This is a genomic window from Bacteroides uniformis (genome assembly GCF_025147485.1).
In the GTDB taxonomy this organism is placed as follows: domain Bacteria; phylum Bacteroidota; class Bacteroidia; order Bacteroidales; family Bacteroidaceae; genus Bacteroides; species Bacteroides uniformis.
Window position 1 is genome coordinate 768,235 of record NZ_CP102263.1, and the last position, 19,118, is coordinate 787,352.

Here is a 19,118-nt window from a genome sequence, read left to right on the forward strand (position 1 = left end):
ATATGAGGAACTATGCCTAATCTCAATTTTCAACAAGTCTTTGAATAGTTGTTTGAGTGGCATACTCTCTACTAATACAATAAGTTTCTCCATATACAGTAGTAACATATGCCCTAAGTTCAGAAGTTACAGGACTACCAAAAATAACTTTAGCAGCATCTCCTTCGGAAGCAAGCAAAAACATGCCTGTAGTCCCCCATTCATATTTCAGAATAGGGTGATTGCCGACAACACGTACCATATACACGTCAACTCCAAAGCGCTTTACCTCTGTTGGGTAATTAACAAAATCTCCTTCAAAAAATCGAGGATACAAATAACTTATCGCTGATTTATCTCCCTCACTAAACCCAGACCATTGATATTCGGCAGTTCCTCCATTCATCACAGAATAGGGATCTGAATCAAAAGTTCCAGTAATACCATTGGCCACAGATTCACCCAATGATTTCCAATTTGTATGCCTTAGTCCGAAGCAATGTCCCAACTCATGTACCATATTATATATCTTCTGAAGTCTTGGAATGGTTTTGTTATAATCATAATCCAAATTTATCCAAATAGAGGAACCTGGTTTTCCATTCATAGGCCAAGAGCCTGCCGCAATAGTATTGTTCGGTAAAGGAGCGCTAGCATCACTACGGATGAGTATATCCGGATTGGCAGCTGTAGTATAAGTCATTTTAAGGTTACTAAGAGGATTCCACAGATTGATGGCTTCCTGTATTTCATCTCGCCAATCATCCACACCTGATGCAGGTATCGAGCTATCAACACCAACGGTAATTGCTCTTTGTTTGGGGTGACCAATTAAACCGGTAGTATGATAAGCCTGCCTTGTTTGTGGTTGACTATAAGTGACAAGTTTACTTTTTTCAAGGTATATATCACCTTGAATAAGATAACCTGACTTCAACTCTACCACATCTAAAGTATCGAATCCAAGTGATTGGATTATACACATACCATCTTCTATTGAAACGCTTTGCTGTTCTTCTTGTTCTTCAAAGTCAACAGTTTCCAACTCATTATAACAAGCGCTCATAAACATTAAAAACATAGAATAGCATAATATAAACAAGCCATTCACGAGATATTTTGAATTCATAATAATCAATTATTATATTAAACAAAAAATACATAAAGGGAAATATGAAATATGTTTTTCATACTTCCCCTTAAAAAAACATGCTTCAAAAAGTCCTCATCACTTAATCTCTATGATAATAATGCGGATTAGAAGTTCGGTTTATCTACATCCCAGAAGATGCGAGTACCGCCATTGTCCGGTCCGCCCAACATTTCGACGGCTTTGGCATAACCGGTAGGATTATTGCCTTTTTCATTGATGGTGAAGGGTAAACGGCGTGGGCCAAGATCTGTATCAATCTCACCTTGACTGTAGTTCACCATTACCGGGAATAATTTGGGATAACCAGTGCGACGTATCTCAGCCCAGCCATTCATACCTTCAGGATAAATAGCAATCCAGCGTTGTGTGGCAATCTTAGCAAATTTTTCCTCGTTACTCAAAGACTCGTCCCATTTAGCAGTCACCTTGCTCTGGCCTTCAATGCTGGCAGCGGGAATAACGGGGTCTACATACGCTGCAGCAGTAGTCGTACTGCTTAAATAATCGCCCACAGCGGCTCCCCATTGTTCGAACGATGTCCGTATACCCTTTTCATACAAGCTCTGAGCGGTGCCCTTACCATTTACATCCCAACCACGCAAAGCAGCTTCGGCTTCCAACAAAATGGTTTCGGCAGCAGTTGCCAAAATAGCAGGAGAGGTTTCTGTCAAGTTGGGTCGACTTACAATCGCCTTATAGGCATCCGAAAACCCTTCTTCTTCCAGTCCTTTAATACCAAGACGAATACCAAAATATTCACTCTTGCTGTTCTGTGTAGCATACTTATCAAGACGCGCATCGCCCATACCAGACAAGATAGAAGGAATATTAGCACCTAAAACACCATCTCCATAGTTGAATGCAATACCGTAAAGCGGATTGACATAACCGTTTCCTGCAATGCCGAAATTAGCATCATTGGTTTCAATCAATCCATTACTATCGTTCATGGCAGCTTCCGCCTCACTTTTTGCCCAAGCAGCATCATACTTCACAATACGCATGGCCAAACGCAAACGAATGGTGTTACACAACTGCGCCCATTTGTTCAAGTTACCTCCATAGGCATAATCAAACATCATAAACGAAGCCACATCCTTTTCTTTAGCAGTACGCAGCACGTCTGCAGCTTCTTTCAATTCTTCAAAGAATTTTTTATAAGCATCCTGTCCTGAATCATACTCACCACCAGTAGCCGATTCGCCATAGTGAGAATAGATAATACATCCGTATTGGTCGGCAAGACGCGACATAGCTATTACGCGGCAGATGGTATTGATAGCCTCGAAATGGGCATACGTCTCCATATCGTCTTTGCACTTGTTGGTGATTTTCAAGCTTTCCACCATTACGTTTCTATAAGCATAATCCCAACAGTTGTCATTCCATCCTGCATTCATGGCATAGGTCACATTACTTACATTGCCGGCAAATGCAGTAGCCGTACTGATATAGCCTGACCACAAATCGGCATTCAAATTTTGAATAAGCTGATATTCCCATACATTGACACCTGCATTTTTATTATAATAGATAGACTGCATCATGGGAATGAAGTGCATACCAATGTAGTTGTTATCTTGTTTTAGTTCTTCATCGCTCACTCCCTTCGGATTAGTGTTCATATCCTCGAACGCTCCCGTACATGCCGAGAATAAGGTAGCTGCCAGCAGCGCTACAGCTGTAAGTCTAAATATATTTTTCATAATCATATCTACTGTTTAAAAATTAACTTTCAAGTTGAACCCAATCGAACGGTTGGTAGGCATACCAAACACATCAACTCCTTGCAGACGGTTGCTGGTAGAAAGCATGCCATCAGGATCATATGGAGCATTGTTCTTGAAGAAGAACAGGTTGCGGCCTACAAGTGAAACCTGTGCGTTCTTAATGACACCAGTCTTTGCCAACCAAGCCTGAGGCAGACTATAGCCAATGGAAAGTTCGCGCAAACGTATGTTGGTAGCACTGTACATATAATGCTCGGTCACACCCGCACGGCCACCAACCTGATTATAGAAGCCTTCCACATCTGTAATTTGACGGCCTTCCAGCATCACGTAACCACGGTCACGAGCATCACCCGTTGCCTTGCTTACTCCCTGCTGATCGAGGTCGGCTTCCGTCAAAGACATCACTTCACCTCCAAAACGTCCATCAATCAAGAAGTAAAGAGAGAAGTCCTTCCACGTGATTGTATTGCTCCACCCCAAGTTAAAATCAGGAGTAGAATTACCCAGTTTCACCGGATTTGTCTTGTCCACCAATGGAAGTCTATCACTATCTTTTTGTCCTTCTTTTGCAGGTTCATACTGAATATTGCCTTTTTCGTCACGTACAAAAGTAGTACCGTAAATGTCACCAAACGAACCACCTACTTCTAAACGACTCCATACATTGTTACTTTCGCCACCGCTAAATGTAAAATAACCAAAGTCATCACCAGCCAGTGCCTTTGCTTCGTTCTTATTGGTTGCAAAGTTAACACCGGTTTTCCAGCGGAAATCCTTAGTCATGACAGGAGTTCCATTCAACATAACTTCGACACCGGTATTCTGAATATCACCGGCATTGATGTAATATCGGGCGTATTGTGAACCTGACGGAGCATCCAACGTAAAGAGTTGATTCTTTGTATTAGTCTTATAATAAGTGAAGTCGAACTCCAAGCGGCTATTGAAAAAGCGCCACTCAGTACCAAACTCAATGGAAGTAGTCATTTCCGGTTTCAGTTCTGCAAACGGAGCTGTACTGTTGAAATTGATGCTACCACTCTTTGTAATGGAGTTGAGAGGATTTGAAGTATAAGTATTCAAACCGTTACCCACCTTTGACCATGCACCGCGAATCTTACCTAAATCAATCCAAGAAGGTAATTTCAATGTTTCGTTCAGCAACCATGTCACACCTACTGACGGATAGAAAAAGCCTTTGTTTTTGTATTTGGTAAATGCCAATGTTGAAGTCCAGTCGTTACGTGCTGTCACGTCCACATAAATCTGATCTTTGAAGCCTACCTGACCGGTGAAGAACACACTCTGGCTTTGAGTATGGGTTTTCCAATCGGTCAATGAGCCCTTGTTCAAGGAGCAGTTCTGCATAGTGAATACGTTGGGCACAGAGAGTATACCCGGATAGGAATCGAAACCTGTACCGTTTCCTGTATAATCGTTGATGCTGGCACCTACCGAAGCATTGACACTGAAGTTAGTGAATTGCTGTTGATAAGTAAACAAAACATCCCCATAAGAAGAAAGGCTACTTGATTCACCGTAGATGTAACGACCGTTAGTTCCTGTTCCAGCCGGATTCATACCACACAACACCGGGCTGGTACCTGCATACATACGTGTATTGTTCTTGTCTACAACATAGTCGGCACTACCACGAGCCTGTATACTGAACAGGTCATTGAACTTATACTTCACACTCAGATTCAACAATGTACGATAACGGGTATCCTCATTCGGAACCTTATTAATCAACCAATAGGGATTCTGCTCCATATCAGTACCTTGAGATTTATACCAGTTCTGGTCCATTATGTTACGACCGGCATTAAGAATCTGATAATTATCTTTGTAGTAGTTAAAGTCCTTTCCACCTTCAACACCACCACGCGGGAAGTGATAAAGACCTACCAAAGGATTCATGTAATAACCTCCCGAAGTAGTACGGTTGTTCCCCCTTTGATACATCGCATTGATATTGGCATCAACAGTCAGTTTGTTATTGAGGAAGTTGGCAGTTTCGCGAAAATTGAAATTATGCTTCACCAAGCTATTACCTTCCACCACGCCCTTGCCGTAAGTATTAGCATAGGAAAAGTAAGTTTGCATAGCTTGCGAACCCATGCTCAACGAGAGCGAGTTGATAGTAGTGACACCTGTTTTGAAGAAATCGTCTGTATAGTCGGGACTACCTTTGATATCACTGCCCCAACTGGTTGACACACCCGTATAGTGATTCTGGAATTCGGGAATACCGTATGCAGCTATATCGAAAGTGGTGCTGGTATTGAAACTGATACTGGCGCGTCCTTCCTTGCCCTTCTTAGTGGTAATAATCACCACACCATTGGCAGCCGAACTACCGTAAAGTGCAGCAGCGGCAGGGCCTTTCAATATGTTCATGCTCTCAATATCATCGGGATTCAGATTGGAAATACCGTCGCCACGGTCGTAGTTACCACTGTCGTTGTCTCCGCCGATAGTAGTTGAGGTATTTTCGTTGGTAGATGAACCGAACGGTACACCGTCTATTACATACAACGGCTGGTTACTTCCGCTTACCGAACGGTTACCACGGATAATCACTTTGGAAGAACCTCCCAAACCGGAAGAACTCTTATTAATCTGCACACCTGCCGTCTTACCGGCCAATGCATTCATCATATTGGGGTCTTTCACACGTGCCAGTTCATCACCGTTTACCACCTGGGTAGAGTACGTCAGTGATTTTTCTTTCTTTGCGATACCCAATGCCGTTACCACCACTTCATCCAGCAGCTTGGCATCATTCTTTAATGTGACTCTTATCGTCCCCGGAGTGATGGGAACTTCTTGTGTTATCATACCTACGAAAGACACTTGCAGGATTTTCGCACCTGCGGGCGCATCTGTAATAGTGAATTTGCCGTCTAAGTCTGTTACGGCTCCGGTAGTGCTTCCTTTTACCAATACGGAAGCTCCGATAATCGGTTCATTGTCCTCAGCTGAAATAACGATACCGGTAATGGGGGAATTTTGGGCTGCTACCCAACCGATGGCTGCCAGCAGGCAAACCAAGGTCAGCATAATTCTTTTTTTCATAAGCTGTTTTTCGGAAAATAAATATTAGATTAAATATGTGTTAAGTTAATAAACAGATTCTCGGAAATCTGTTATCCCGATCGGCCAGTTTGATTGGCTGTTCCTCTCATTTCTTCTTTGTATGCTTCATAGGCTATTAGTATGTTACGGTTAATATTTAAGCTTATCCAAATGTCTTTATTCTGCAGATTTCTTTCAAGCTCTCGTATATAAAACCGGGGGCACAACCGCAACCCTATCGGAAAAGGATGATTTATTTGCTAATAAAAGTTAATGAAGAAAAGCTGCTGGCAGAACCGGTGCTTTATTGCATGGTTTTAAGCAGATTACGGCATCACCCTTCTCTCCCTCGCCTAAGAGTGAGGCTTTCATTATCTACAAGAGAACTCTCCCCCGGCACCGCGACAAATTAACCTCTCCACTGCGACAAACTAACTATTTTCTCGCATCTCATTATTCTTATCACAGTCATGTTAGTTTCTTACAACAGCTGTATTCTTTTCTTATAACAGCTGTGTTCTTTTCTTACAACAGCTGTTGTAAGAATAATAAGAAGCATAAAAACTGCCAGTCAGCAGTATACAGATGATTAGTTTCTCGCAGTGCAGGGGGTAGTTTCTTTCTGTTCAGAAGAAGGAGATAAAAAAACAGACCGTCCGGCCCGGAATGAAAAAGATTCACCCCAGGTCGGACGGTTATAAACAAAAAAACAAAGTTTTATTCTTCGTACATCTTATCAATCAGCTCCTTGTAGTTCTTTGCCACAACAGAACGTTTCAGCTTCAGCGTATTCGTCAGTTCCCCACGCTCCATGCTGAATGGTTCCGGCAGAAGCGTGAAACGCTTCACTTGCTCATAATGGGCAAATTGCTGCTGCAAGGTATCGATACGGGCACGGAACAACGCCTGTATCTTGGGATGTTGCAGTAACTCATCCATATTGCTGTATGCAATGCCTTTCTCCTTGGCATAATCCTTCACAAAGCCATAAACGGGAACTATCAAAGCGGAAACAAACTTACGCTCATCAGCAATGACAGCAATCTGGTCAATGTAACGGTCAATAGCCAGCTTCGTTTCCAATGCCTGCGGCGAAATATATTTTCCGTTGGAGGTCTTGAACAAGTCTTTGATACGCTCCGTCAGATACAGATGGCTATCCTTCAAATAACCGGCATCACCCGTGTGGAACCAACCGTCACGGTCAATGGCAGCAGCCGTTGCCTCCGGTTTCTTGTAGTAGCCGGTAGTGATAGTCTTACCACGAAGAAGTATCTCGTTGTTCTCGCCAATCTTCACCTCCACATCAGGCATCACCGTACCTACGGAACCAATCTCATAGCCTTCGTTGAGGAAGCAGGAAACGGTAGCCGTAGATTCCGTCAGACCATAGCCCACCACCATGTTTATACCTACAGAATGCACAAACTCGCAGATTTCATCGGGCACAGCAGCACCTGCCGTAGGAAAGAAATTACCGTTCTCAATACCTATCGTCTTCTTCAGCAGAGCATAAATGGTCTTTTCGTAGAACTTGTATTTCAGATGAAGCATCATCGGAGGAGTCTTTCCTTGGCGCAAATAATCAATGTTATGCGTCCTGCCCACCTTGATGGCATCCAACATCATCGCCTTACGCAGACCGGTTTCCTGGGAAATCTTCTCCTGCACACCGGCATAGACTTTCTCCCAAAAACGGGGTACACTGCACATCAGTGTAGGGCGTATCTCTTTAATAGTAGTTTGGATATCTTGTGGACGGAGATTGATGCAGACCTGCACTCCCCGATGTATACAAAGGTAGGTCCATGCCTTTTCGAATACATGGGTCAGCGGAAGGAAGTTCATGGAAACATCCTGGTCTGTCATGAAAGGCAATCGGATATCATGAATGCGGAAAGCCTCTCTATAATTGAAATGATGGAGCATGACACCTTTCGGCTCACCGGTAGTACCGGAAGTATAAAGGATATTGGCGAGGTCATCATCTGAGGCAGCTGCTGTACGTTCTTCTACAATGGCATTGTGCTGCAACTCTTCATCCATTGCCATAAATTCATCAAAATAGATGGAAGTCATGTCGCGCGGATCTTTCACCACAGCACGGTCGAAGATGATGAGCTGCTGCAGAGACTGGCAAAATCCGAACACGCTGAAAGCGGCATCGTACTGGAACTGCTCGCCTACAAACAGATAACGTATCTGTGCATCGTTGATGATATACTGTGCCTGGGCCGGTGAGCTGGTAGCATACAAAGGTATAGTCACCGCCCGGTTGGCGAATGCACCGAAATCAGTAAAGAGACATTCGGGTTTATTCTGCGAGAAGATACCGATATTCTCTTGTGGCTCTATTCCCAAAGCCACCATTGCATTGGCAGTCCGGCGTACAGTCTGTGAGAACTCTTTCCAAGAGATGGGTATCCATTGTGCAGTTTCATAGTCCCTGTATTTCAGGGCTATTTTGTCTCCATACTTCTCTGCCTGGCGATGCACCAGGACAGATAAATGATGATAAGTCATAACTTTTGATATTGGTAAATACGGTACAAAGGTAGTGGTTTCATTTGAAACTAATTTGATATTAGCGGGTAATTATTCAAACTTTACCTTTAAAGTATCCGACCATCCGTTAGCAAATTATCCACAAAAGATACTTTCTTTACCATTAAAACAATAGAAACATATTAAATATCTATATATTTGTGGTGATATACAAACTAAATCAAATTCAATGAACATGAAAAAAGTATTGCTTTTAATGGCTATGCTGACCATAGGTTTAGCAAGCATCAATGCTCAAGACAACCTCAGATGGGGAGCAACAGTCGGCATGAACTCCAGTAACTTCTCCATTACCGGTTTCGACAGTAAAATAGGCTTTCATGCTGGGGTAAAGGCTGAAGTAGGATTGCCTCAAATTTCAGAAGGAGTCTACCTCGATATGGGTGCATTACTTACGCTGAAAGGAGCCAAAATAGACGGAGGCTCTGCTGCTTCTATCAAGTTCAATCCCTACTACCTGGAAATTCCTGTACACATTGGCTATAAATATGCAGTGAATGAGAACTTTGCCATATTCGGCAATGCCGGTCCTTATTTAGCCATCGGTCTTTTTGGCAAAGCCAAGGCAGAAGGAGATATTCTTGACGAATATGAGTTTGATGATAACTCCACCAATGTATTCGGGGATGATGCCATGAAGCGTTTTGATTTCGGTCTCGGATTAAAAGCCGGAGTCGAATTCAGTCAGAAATATCAGATTTCCATCGGTTATGACTGGGGACTGGTAGAGAACATTAAAGATTCAGGCAACAAAAACCGCAACTTGATGATATCACTCAGTTGCTTCTTCTAAACAATATTGAAAAAACAGAAAGGACGTCGGTTTGGCGTCCTTTTCATTTTTTATCCGTAAGTTTGCGGCCAGATTATTTATTTACCGAATATGATTTACGATATACCGACTTTAACTTCCGAAGCAATCGGATTGCTCAAATCACTGATAGCCATTCCTTCCTTGAGCCGCGACGAGGAGAAGGCGGCAGATTATCTGCAGAACTATATCGAAATGCAAGGCATGGCAACAGGACGTAAAGGCAACAATGTATGGTGCCTCAGCCCGATGTTCGACTTAAAGAAACCGACCTTGCTGCTGAATTCCCATATCGACACCGTAAAACCCGTCAACGGGTGGCGGAAAGATCCTTTCAAACCAACGCTGGAAAGTAATGGAAAGCTCTACGGGCTGGGCAGCAACGATGCCGGAGCCAGTGTAGTCAGCCTGCTGCAAGTATTCCTGACATTGTGCCGCACCACTCAGGCCTACAATCTGATATATCTTGCCTCGTGTGAGGAGGAAGTATCAGGCAAGGGGGGAATAGAATGCGTATTGCCGGAACTCCCTCCCATACAGTTTGCCATTGTAGGCGAGCCGACAGAGATGCAACCTGCCATTGCAGAAAAAGGATTGATGGTGCTGGACGTAACTGCTACCGGAAAATCGGGACATGCTGCCCGAAACGAGGGAGATAATGCTATATATAAGGTATTGGATGATATTGCCTGGTTTCGTGATTACCGTTTCCCAAAAGAATCTTCCCTGCTGGGTCCCGTGAAGATGAGCGTAACCATGGTAAACGCCGGTACACAGCATAACGTCATTCCCGACCGTTGTACTTTTGTCGTAGACATTCGCAGCAACGAGTGTTATAGCAATCAGGAGCTATTCGATGAAATACAGAAACACATCACGTGTGAAGCCAAAGCCCGCTCCTTCCGGCTAAGCTCTTCACACGTAGCTCCGGAGCATCCGGTAGTGCAAAAGGCTATTGCCATGAAACGTACTCCTTTCGGCTCACCGACCTTGTCCGACCAGGCACTGATGCCATTCCCTTCTCTGAAGATGGGACCGGGGAAAAGTGCCCGTTCACACACTGCCGATGAATTTATCTTTGTCAAGGAGATAGAGGAGGCGATAGGGATGTATCTGGAGCTGCTGGAAGGAGTAAAAATTTAAATTATCATTATCTGTTCAGCCACGGCTCCGGATTCAGTTTTTCCTTCTCTTTCCTCAATTGGAAGTGTAGCACCGTACGACCATTGTCGGCCCCATCCGAGAAGATTTGTCCGAGAGTCTGTTTGGTGGCAACATCATCGCCCTGCTTCACCGAGGCCGATGACAAGTTGCAATAGACTGATATATAATTCCCGTGACGGACAAGGATATTGAACAGTCCGTTCAGTTTAAAGACAGCCGCCACTTTACCATTGAAGATGGCACGGGCTTGGGCACCCGGTTTCCCTTGTATATCAATGCCCTTATTGTCCAGCTTGACATTGCGCAAACCTTCCACAGAATACTGGCCGTAATGGCTGGTAATGATATACGCTCCGGTGATGGGCATCGGCAACTTACCGCGATTATTAGCAAAGTTCCCTGATAATTCACGGTCTGCCTTACTCATGGAGTAAGTTTCCAAAGGCTGTGCCTTCGGCTTTGCGGGCGTAGAGGCAGTTGCCGTTTTTTCGGTTTTCTCACCAGCCTTTTTACGTGCGGCTGCCTCACGGCGCGCTTCTTCTGCCGCACGCTTACGCGCTTTCTCTATTTCTTCCGCTATCAGACGGTCAATGCGTGCATTGAGCTGATTGGCTTCACGGCGTTTCTTATTCAGTTCGTTCTGCAATCCCCGCTGTTTCTTTTTCAGATTGGCTACCAACAACTTTTGTTCCTTCTCCTGCGCTTCCAGCTTGACTTTCTCCTCTTCACGTTCTTTCAACAATCCTTCCTTGGCAACCTTCACTTGCTGAAGCTCAGTCTTCTTACGGTTCACCTGCTCCTGCTTTTTCAACACTTCCTCGCCTTGCAGGCGCTGATAAGTAGCATATTCACGTACATAGCGCATGCGTCGATAGGTCTGTGCCAGGCTCTTGGCAGAGAAAATGAACATCAGCTTCTCTTCAATGGAGCGGTTCTTATACAAATATTGAACGGACGATTCGTATTTCTTCTTCTTGTCCCTTAGGTCACGTTGCAGGCGGGTCAACTGACGTTCTAATGAAGACAACTCGCGCTCTATGGATTCCACATCATTATTGATAGTCAGAATATAGCGTTTGCGCTCTTCTATCTGTCCGGTCAGTGCAGCAAGACCGTTCAACTGGCTTCCCACATCCTTCTTGGTGGTTATCAACAGCGTTTCCGACTCTGCTATCTGTTTCTGTAAGGCACCACGCTTGCTTTCCAGTTCCTTAATCAGCTTGTTGGACTGGGCAAGGAGCGGAGAAACCGGCAAAAGGAGGAGAAAGAAGAGAAGGAGAAGCTTCATAAGTTATGAGTTATAAGTTATGAGGGATTATCTGACAATTATCAACTAATCAAAGGTCCATCAGCATTTCCAGCAGTTCTTCCAGCTCCACCTCTTTATATTTCTGTGAGAGCTGGGTAGGAGTCAGTGCAAAAGGCTTATCCGAGAAGTTGGAAAGTTCAATCTTTCCCTTTTCCAGAGAGGGTATCCCGAGTTCCTTGCCGGTAAGCACCTTCTTGCCATTGGGTTTGGAAGCAGCATAAAGCAGTTTCTCCAAATGGGCAAAATCCGCCTTCTTGGGCAGCACATCCTTCAGTTCCTTACGTGTTGCACGGACATAACGTTTTCCCATACGGTCTACCAACAGAATCTCATCCGGGGTGACTTCCATACGTGCCACCTCCGTACGAAGTATCGGCATCAGAAAGGAAATCTGCATGCATTCTTCCTTCTTCAACTTCATCGTACCGTTCACAGTAAGGGTGGCATCTTTATGGGGTACCGTCAGCTGCACTTTGGAGGAAAGGCAGGCAGATTCTCCGGACAGAGAACTTGAGTGACGCGAAGTCTTGCAACCGGCAAGCCCCACAGCCAGCAACAACAGCAAGGACAATAGGCGGCACGTCCTTGCCATATCATTCAGCAGGTTTAGTTTCATCTGATATATATTTCTTTTTTTGTATTTTCTGTTTCAACGTATCAGAGCGATTGCCCTTATCCCAGGCTTGTTTCCAGTATTTCAAGGCACCTTCCGCATCGCCAGTCATGTAATAGATATCTCCGCAATGTTCCAAGACCACGTCACTGCTATCTTTATCATTCTTTATCGCCTCATCTATGTAGAGACGCGCCTCGGCATAATTACCTTTAACAAACAATATCCATGCATATGTATCGAGATAGGTGGAATTGTTCGGCTCGGCTTTCACTGTCTTGTAGCTCATCTCTTCCGCCTTGTCCAAGTCGCGGCGCTCCACGGAAAGATAATATGCGTAGTTATTCAAGGCACCGATGTTTGAAGGATTGTACACCAAAGCGGAATCATAAGCCGCATAAGCTTCCGCATGCAGATTCTTGGTGTGATAAGCATCACCGATAATGGCATAAAAATCTGATACGACCTCCTTCTTGCTGTCGTCCTTGACGTGCGACAAAGCCTTTTGACAGATGGCAAGGGCATCATCCGTCCGTTCCGCCTGGTTGTAGGCAATGGCCAGATAGAAATAGAACTCCAACATATCGGGATTGGACTCCACACCGGCTTCGCACAAATTCATTATTTCCTTGTAATCCTCCTGGCGCACAGCTTCCCCCAGCAATGTCATACGAGCCGCTGTGTTGGTAGGGTCTATCGCCAGAACCTGGCGCAGAACCGGTCCAGCCTCCTTGTTCATTCCTTTGGAAAGAAGATATTGGGCATACAGCAAAGGTAATTGTGCCTCATCGGGCTCCTGCTCCATGATACGGTTGAAGAGCGTAATGACACGTGTGCTGTCCTTGCCTGCCTGCTCGTTCTGCACGATGAACTGCCGCATCACATTCAGTTTGGTGTCCGAAGCCACTTTCTTGTTCAGCAACAGCGTGTCCAATTGCTGTTCATACAGCTCCTTCTGTCCGGTCTCTTCGTAGTAAGAAGCCAATGAGTACATGGCCATTGCATTGTCCGGCTCTTCGGCCAGCACCTTCTTGTAAATCTCATAAGCTTCCTGCTTTTTCCCGTTCTGCATATAGACATCCCCCAGCACAACTTGATAGCGCATATCGTTGGGATACTCTTCTACCAGACTTTCTATTTCATGAAAGGCGCTCTTGTCGTCCTTCTTTTGCAGATAGATGCGGAACTTCTCCATACTGAGCTGTTCATTCTTGCCCATCCGTTCCTCGAGCTTGTTCAGTATACCGATAACTTTGTCATACTCTTCCTGGCGGTTGTAAATCTCCAGCAAGTTGTATAGCGGGTCCAGCTTATCCGAGAAACGTACCGCCATATTTTCCAACAAGGCAGCGGCTTTCTCCGTTTCGTTTTGCTGCATATACAGATTGGCAAGCCCCTGGGCATACCAGTAATTATCGGGAGCATTCTCCACCGCCTTTTCCAAGGCGGCTTGTCCCAACGGTACCTGCTTGAGGTACATATAATACTGGGCCATCTCATACAAAGCCGATGATGCGTTCGGGTTTATCGTCAGGCAATGTTGCAGGACATCGAAAGCCGCATCATAGTCTTTCTGGACTTTCAGACGGGCGGCTTCAAGAAAGAAGTAGTCGTAACGGCGCTGCTGTTCGGGGGTAAGCTCCTTTACGGGCGAAACGTCGGCTTTCTTCGACTTCTTCCGTTTCTTCAATTCCTTCCGTGCCTTTTCAGACCGACCATACCCGCTCATTTTCTCCTTAGAAGCTTGAACGTTGGCAGCCTGCACTCCGTACGTAGTAAAGCAGAAGGTACCTATCAACAACGCAAGTATTATTTTTACTCTGATTCTCATCTATTTAATTATAAATTCTTAACCCGTAAAACGGAACAATATCCATTCATTTTTTACCCGTATGCCCGAAGCCACCGGCACCGCGCTCCGTCTCATCCAGCACTTCCACTTCCTGCCAAAGAGCTTGTTCGTGACGCGCTATCACCATTTGTGCAATCCTCTCCCCATCTTCGATGACGAAGGTTTCTGCAGAAAGGTTGACGAGAATAATACAAACTTCACCACGGTAATCGGCATCAATCGTTCCAGGGGAGTTCAGCACGGTAATCCCCTTCTTAATGGCCAATCCGCTACGCGGACGCACTTGCGCCTCAAATCCTTCAGGAAGAGCGATATAAAGGCCAGTAGGCACCAGACACCGCTGCATCGGAGCCAGCGAAATAGGTTCATTAAGGTTTGCACGGATATCCATTCCTGCAGACAGCTCAGTGGCATAAGCCGGAAGCGGATGCTTTGATTTATTGATGATTTGTACGTTCAACATGATGTTATTTACGATTTGACGATTTACTATTTACGATTGGGGCTACTTCTATTCTTACAATTCGAGTAATTCAAGTTTCGCAATTCATCTTCCTTTTACTATAAACTTGGGCGAAAATACGGCTTTTTATACAAAATAGTGATACATTTGCAGTTAAATAATAGTAACTTCAATCGTAAATAGTAAATCGTCAAATCTCAAATAACATCATGATGAATTGGAATACGCTCATATCTGCCAAACGCTTCGGACTGGAAGAGTTTCACCAGGAACGCCATGAAAACCGCTCGGAATTCCAACGTGACTATGACCGCCTTATCTTCTCTGCCCCCTTCCGCCGTCTGCAGAACAAAACCCAGGTATTCCCTCTTCCCGGTAGTGTATTCGTCCACAACCGATTGACACACAGCTTGGAAGTATCATGCGTAGGCCGCTCATTAGGCAACGATGTATCGAAAGTTCTCATTGCCCGCCACCCGGAACTGCAAGGCAGCTACCTCACCGAAATAGGCTCCATCGTTTCGGCCGCCTGCCTGGCACACGACTTGGGAAATCCTCCTTTCGGACATTCGGGAGAACGAGCTATTTCCACCTTTTTTTCTGAAGGAAAAGGAATGTCCCTGAAGGGCCAACTGACACCTTCCCAATGGGAGGACCTTACCCACTTTGAAGGGAATGCAAATGCGTTCCGCCTGCTTACCCACCAGTTTGAGGGAAGGCGACAGGGAGGATTTGTACTCACCTACTCCACCTTGGCAAGCATCGTGAAATATCCCTTTTCATCGAGTCTTGCAGGCAAAAAGTCAAAATTCGGTTTCTTCATCACAGAGGAAGAAAGTTTTCGCCGCATAGCAGAAGAGTTGGGTATGGAGAAGCAGAACGATGCCCCGTTGAAATATGCCCGCCACCCGCTGGTCTATCTGGTGGAAGCCGCCGATGACATCTGCTACCAGATGATGGATATTGAGGATGCTCACAAACTGAAAATTCTGACTACACAAGAAACCAAAGAGTTGCTTCTTTCTTATTTCTCGAAAGAGCGCCAAGCACACCGGCTCAAAACGATGGAGATAGTAAGTGACACCAATGAACAAATAGCCTATCTGCGTTCCAGCGTTATCGGACTGCTTATCGGCGAATGCGTGCAAGCCTTTGTAGACAATGAAGAAAAGATTCTGAAAGGAGAATTTGAAGGAAGCCTCATCAACCATATATCCGAGGTACCAGCCAATGCCTACAAGCACTGTGCAGACATCTCCCTGAAGAGGATTTACCGTTCACGCGATGTACTGGACATTGAACTTGCCGGTTTCCGCATCATCAGTACCCTGCTCGAACTGATGATTGACGCCGTGCGTTCTCCGGAAAAGGCATATTCGCAACTGCTCATCAATCGCGTATCGGGCCAGTACAACATAAAAGCGCCTGCACTCTACGAAAGAATACAGGCGGTATTGGATTACATCTCCGGAATGACGGATGTATTTGCACTCGATTTATATAGGAAAATAAACGGGAATAGCTTGCCAGCGGTATAACAGACGACAAACATTCCTCCGGATAGTCCTATGATACAACCTTATTTGCTCCCGACGTAAGCTTGCACGCCTCCGGTTCGCTCGCTATGAACGACTCGATGTGGCGAATGCGCTTTTCTGCCAAAATCTCGTCCACGGCAATTAGGATACCCGTTTCCTCCACATCTCCGAAACCGTAATTGATGGCTGTACCGAACATACGCATGGTAGGGCTGAGACTCATATAGGCATTCACCAGCGGGGGAATATTATACCCCGCCTTACGGATTTCACAATTCAAAATCTTATAGTCTTCCTTAAAAGAGTCTTTACAGAAGAGAGCCGCCAATTCATTCTCGTCCGATTCCAGAAGCAACGGCTTCATCGGAGTAATCAGGTTGTCCTTATCCGCAAAGTGTTTCCGAAGAAAATAAAGAATCTTATCACGACTCTGACGATGATAGCTGGGATACATAGTCACCTTTCCGAAGAAATACTTCACATTGGGCATGACTACGGTCAGTGCGCCCAAACCATCCCACAGATTATCCAACGCAAACAGACCTTTACTGTCTGCACGCGTAGACTGATACTCCAACGTAACGAACGAACGTCCTAACTCGATGGTCGTAGGAAGATAGTCCTTCAAAAACTTATCCGAAAAGTTAAACATATGGGCAGTTGCCAGAATAGGGGCACCATGTTCATCAAAACGCACATCCGTACCTAAGATATAACGGTATCCACCCAAAATTTCTTCTGCTTCCGGATTCCAGACAATCAACTGCTTGTACGGGTTGTCCATGATGTCATATTCATCAATATCCATAGACTTGCCCGTTCCTCCTCCCGCAGCACGGAATGCAATCTCGCGCAAACGGCCGATCTCCTTCATTGTATTCGGAGAGTCTTGGGCAGTAATGATATATATCTGATTATGACTTCTATTGGTCATGCGCAGACGCTTTTCCTCAGTCAACTCCGCTTTCAACAGCTCCTTGCTTATCGGTGCAATAACATCTTCCATATTTTTCTGTTAGTAGTTCTTCTTTAATATAAATACGGTCTCTCTACAATTTATATACAATATCCTTCACATATTGCGCCCATCCGGCCGGGCTTTTCGATTTGTCGAAAGTTTGCCAGGGGATAGGCTTCCCTATGGTGATGGTAAATGTTTTATGGCGATTCTTCAGCATTTCATCTGCCAGGTAAAGCATGGCGATATTGAACTTGATGCCCAACATCTTACAAAAATTGGCAAGATTATAAAAGAAGTTGGAGTTCCGCCCCTCGAAGTGGATGGGAACTACATCACGGTGGGCTTCGACACTCTTCACGATAAAGGTCTTTTTCCAATCCAAGTCACGGATGACCCCATTCTGCCTACGCGAACAAAGCCCTGCGGGAAACATGATGAGCTGATTGTCCGAAGCAAATCCCGCCTCCACCATTCTGGGGAAGTCTTTGGCCTGCTTTCCCGTCTTGTTGATGGGGATGCAAAGCGGCGCCAGTCCGTGCAGGTTCATCAGCAGGTCGTTGACCATATATTTCACCTTGCCACCATAAAAGGAGCCCAGGACATAACCCAGTGCCACTCCATCCTGCCCACCCAGGGGATGGTTGGACACAAAAGTATAAAGCCCTTCTTTAGGCAGATTTTCCTCCCCCTTTACCACAATATTGGCATCAAGGAACTCCAGACAAGCTTTCAGGAAATCTACACCGACTTTATCTTTCGACTCCCGCAAAAAGACATTCAATTCCTCTTGATGAACGATGTGCTTCAAATAAGAAACCACGAACTTGGGGATATACTTAGACTGCTTCGGAGCCTTTTCCCGAAGTATCTTGTCTATGTCAATCAAAAATAAAGAGTCGTCAGCCATTCTTCTTTTGATGAAATGAATGCGCAAAATTAACTCATCTTTTTAATTAATCGCAAAAAAATGACAGAAAACTGCACCCGAAATCTATCAAATAGCACCTAAAAACTGTCAATTGATAGTTTTTCCCCTAAAGTGTGTTTGAAATCCGTCTGCCTGAAAGAGAAAACTTCCGTAAACTTGCAATATCAAGATTAACGAAAAAAAACATAGCACATATGAACAATATAACATTTAAAAAAGACCTGCTCGGAGTTCAAGACGATTTATTGCGTTTTGCATACAAACTTACTTCCGACCGTGAAGAAGCCAACGACCTCTTGCAGGAAACATCCCTGAAAGCTCTGGATAACGAAGAGAAGTATACGCCCGATACTAATTTCAAAGGATGGATATACACCATCATGCGCAATATCTTCATCAACAATTACCGCAAAGTGGTGCGTGACCAGACTTTCGTGGATACCACGGACAATCTCTATCACCTGAACCTGCCGCGCGACGCCGCTTTTGAAAGCACAGAAAGCGCATATGACCTGAAAGAGATGCACCGCATTGTCAACGCCCTTCCACGGGAGTACAAGATTCCCTTCTCCATGCATGTCTCCGGCTTCAAATACCGCGAAATTGCAGAGAAGCTAGGGTTGCCCTTAGGCACGGTAAAGAGCCGCATTTACTTCACCCGCCAAAAACTACAACAAGACTTGAAGGATTTTGTTTAAGAACTCAGCATATAAAACCAGTGATTTCCATAAATTAAGAAGAGTACAGATTTTAGTTGTATCAAAAGAGAGAAAGGCAGGCCGGGACAATCCCGCATCTGCCTTTCATGGTCTCGCCCCTTGTATTTCGTACACAAACTCATTCAAGCCGTTACGCTTTGCGATAATATTATTTACAAAAATCAGGATAGCAATCTCTGGCTACATCCCACTTTTCCACCTATCCGAGGCACTGAAAGCTAACCAAAGCCACCCGAAAACTGCCAATTGTTA

Annotated in this window: 14 protein-coding genes; 4 read left to right on the top strand and 10 right to left on the bottom strand. The window is 44.8% G+C overall.

Annotation, left to right across the window (positions count from 1 at the left end):
• Positions 1 to 22: 22 nt before the first annotated feature.
• The 4 genes from NQ510_RS02970 to NQ510_RS02985 all read right to left on the bottom strand — a co-directional run bounded on the left by NQ510_RS02970 (position 23) and on the right by NQ510_RS02985 (position 8,466).
• The gene (locus NQ510_RS02970) at positions 23 to 1,108 is read right to left on the bottom strand and encodes a M57 family metalloprotease (RefSeq protein WP_008662714.1); all 1,086 of its coding nucleotides are present in this window, start codon (positions 1,106 to 1,108) and stop codon (positions 23 to 25) included.
• A gap of 128 nt (positions 1,109 to 1,236) precedes the next feature.
• Positions 1,237 to 2,838, bottom strand: a complete 1,602-nt coding sequence (locus NQ510_RS02975; RefSeq protein WP_005834583.1) for a SusD/RagB family nutrient-binding outer membrane lipoprotein — start codon at positions 2,836 to 2,838, stop codon at positions 1,237 to 1,239.
• Between the two features lie 15 nt (positions 2,839 to 2,853).
• Positions 2,854 to 5,943 carry a SusC/RagA family TonB-linked outer membrane protein gene (locus tag NQ510_RS02980; protein WP_005830357.1) on the bottom strand — a complete coding sequence of 1,030 codons (3,090 nt, stop codon included), beginning with the start codon at positions 5,941 to 5,943 and terminating at the stop codon, positions 2,854 to 2,856.
• A 717-nt stretch (positions 5,944 to 6,660) separates the two neighbouring features.
• Positions 6,661 to 8,466 (bottom strand): AMP-dependent synthetase/ligase, encoded by a 1,806-nt coding sequence (locus NQ510_RS02985; protein ID WP_005830361.1) that lies wholly within the window; start codon positions 8,464 to 8,466, stop codon positions 6,661 to 6,663.
• Between the two features lie 217 nt (positions 8,467 to 8,683).
• Between NQ510_RS02985 and NQ510_RS02990 the strand changes: the two genes are divergently transcribed.
• Both NQ510_RS02990 and NQ510_RS02995 read left to right on the top strand, forming a co-directional pair.
• Positions 8,684 to 9,301 carry a porin family protein gene (locus NQ510_RS02990; protein ID WP_005834577.1) on the top strand — a complete coding sequence of 206 codons (618 nt, stop codon included), beginning with the start codon at positions 8,684 to 8,686 and terminating at the stop codon, positions 9,299 to 9,301.
• A gap of 90 nt (positions 9,302 to 9,391) precedes the next feature.
• Positions 9,392 to 10,462, top strand: coding sequence for a M20 family metallo-hydrolase (locus tag NQ510_RS02995; RefSeq protein ID WP_005830364.1), 1,071 nt, complete (start codon positions 9,392 to 9,394; stop codon positions 10,460 to 10,462).
• Positions 10,463 to 10,469: 7 nt separating this feature from the next.
• On the opposite strand, the gene NQ510_RS03000 is transcribed toward NQ510_RS02995, so the two are convergent.
• Genes NQ510_RS03000 through dut form a run of 4 tightly spaced genes read right to left on the bottom strand, consistent with a single transcriptional unit; the run spans position 10,470 to position 14,717 of the window.
• Positions 10,470 to 11,771: a murein hydrolase activator EnvC family protein gene (locus NQ510_RS03000; protein WP_005830365.1), complete on the bottom strand. Its 1,302-nt coding sequence runs from the start codon at positions 11,769 to 11,771 to the stop codon at positions 10,470 to 10,472.
• A 49-nt stretch (positions 11,772 to 11,820) separates the two neighbouring features.
• Entirely contained in the window at positions 11,821 to 12,408 is a 588-nt protein-coding gene (locus NQ510_RS03005; RefSeq protein WP_005830366.1) for a DUF4292 domain-containing protein, read from the bottom strand.
• Positions 12,386 to 14,236: a tetratricopeptide repeat protein gene (locus NQ510_RS03010; protein WP_005830367.1), complete on the bottom strand. Its 1,851-nt coding sequence runs from the start codon at positions 14,234 to 14,236 to the stop codon at positions 12,386 to 12,388. Before NQ510_RS03010 ends, NQ510_RS03005 begins: the two co-directional genes overlap by 23 nt.
• Positions 14,237 to 14,282: 46 nt before the next feature.
• Positions 14,283 to 14,717 (bottom strand): dUTP diphosphatase, encoded by a 435-nt coding sequence (gene dut / locus NQ510_RS03015; protein ID WP_025831605.1) that lies wholly within the window; start codon positions 14,715 to 14,717, stop codon positions 14,283 to 14,285.
• Between the two features lie 212 nt (positions 14,718 to 14,929).
• Between dut and NQ510_RS03020 the strand changes: the two genes are divergently transcribed.
• Entirely contained in the window at positions 14,930 to 16,258 is a 1,329-nt protein-coding gene (locus NQ510_RS03020; RefSeq protein ID WP_005830369.1) for a deoxyguanosinetriphosphate triphosphohydrolase, read from the top strand.
• Between the two features lie 28 nt (positions 16,259 to 16,286).
• Here NQ510_RS03020 and NQ510_RS03025 read toward each other — a convergent pair whose 3' ends face one another.
• Together NQ510_RS03025 and NQ510_RS03030 are read right to left on the bottom strand one after the other, a co-directional pair.
• Positions 16,287 to 17,264 carry a GNAT family N-acetyltransferase gene (locus NQ510_RS03025; RefSeq protein WP_005830370.1) on the bottom strand — a complete coding sequence of 326 codons (978 nt, stop codon included), beginning with the start codon at positions 17,262 to 17,264 and terminating at the stop codon, positions 16,287 to 16,289.
• 43 nt (positions 17,265 to 17,307) lie between these two features.
• Positions 17,308 to 18,126, bottom strand: coding sequence for a 1-acyl-sn-glycerol-3-phosphate acyltransferase (locus NQ510_RS03030; RefSeq protein WP_005830371.1), 819 nt, complete (start codon positions 18,124 to 18,126; stop codon positions 17,308 to 17,310).
• Positions 18,127 to 18,341: 215 nt separating this feature from the next.
• On the opposite strand from NQ510_RS03030, the gene NQ510_RS03035 reads away from it, so the two are divergent.
• Positions 18,342 to 18,845 (top strand): RNA polymerase sigma factor, encoded by a 504-nt coding sequence (locus NQ510_RS03035; RefSeq protein WP_008662699.1) that lies wholly within the window; start codon positions 18,342 to 18,344, stop codon positions 18,843 to 18,845.
• The last annotated feature ends 273 nt before the right edge of the window (positions 18,846 to 19,118 follow it).

Excerpts from the sequence above, each read along its gene's own strand:
- NQ510_RS02970 (WP_008662714.1), bottom strand. The coding sequence starts at position 1,108 with ATGAATTCAAAATATCTCGTGAATGGCTTGTTTATATTATGCTATTCT.
- NQ510_RS02975 (WP_005834583.1), bottom strand. The coding sequence starts at position 2,838 with ATGAAAAATATATTTAGACTTACAGCTGTAGCGCTGCTGGCAGCTACC.
- NQ510_RS02980 (WP_005830357.1), bottom strand. The coding sequence starts at position 5,943 with ATGAAAAAAAGAATTATGCTGACCTTGGTTTGCCTGCTGGCAGCCATC.
- NQ510_RS02985 (WP_005830361.1), bottom strand. The coding sequence starts at position 8,466 with ATGACTTATCATCATTTATCTGTCCTGGTGCATCGCCAGGCAGAGAAG.
- NQ510_RS02990 (WP_005834577.1), top strand. The coding sequence starts at position 8,684 with ATGAAAAAAGTATTGCTTTTAATGGCTATGCTGACCATAGGTTTAGCA.
- NQ510_RS02995 (WP_005830364.1), top strand. The coding sequence starts at position 9,392 with ATGATTTACGATATACCGACTTTAACTTCCGAAGCAATCGGATTGCTC.
- NQ510_RS03000 (WP_005830365.1), bottom strand. The coding sequence starts at position 11,771 with ATGAAGCTTCTCCTTCTCTTCTTTCTCCTCCTTTTGCCGGTTTCTCCG.
- NQ510_RS03005 (WP_005830366.1), bottom strand. The coding sequence starts at position 12,408 with ATGAAACTAAACCTGCTGAATGATATGGCAAGGACGTGCCGCCTATTG.
- NQ510_RS03010 (WP_005830367.1), bottom strand. The coding sequence starts at position 14,236 with ATGAGAATCAGAGTAAAAATAATACTTGCGTTGTTGATAGGTACCTTC.
- NQ510_RS03020 (WP_005830369.1), top strand. The coding sequence starts at position 14,930 with ATGATGAATTGGAATACGCTCATATCTGCCAAACGCTTCGGACTGGAA.
- NQ510_RS03025 (WP_005830370.1), bottom strand. The coding sequence starts at position 17,264 with ATGGAAGATGTTATTGCACCGATAAGCAAGGAGCTGTTGAAAGCGGAG.
- NQ510_RS03030 (WP_005830371.1), bottom strand. The coding sequence starts at position 18,126 with ATGGCTGACGACTCTTTATTTTTGATTGACATAGACAAGATACTTCGG.
- NQ510_RS03035 (WP_008662699.1), top strand. The coding sequence starts at position 18,342 with ATGAACAATATAACATTTAAAAAAGACCTGCTCGGAGTTCAAGACGAT.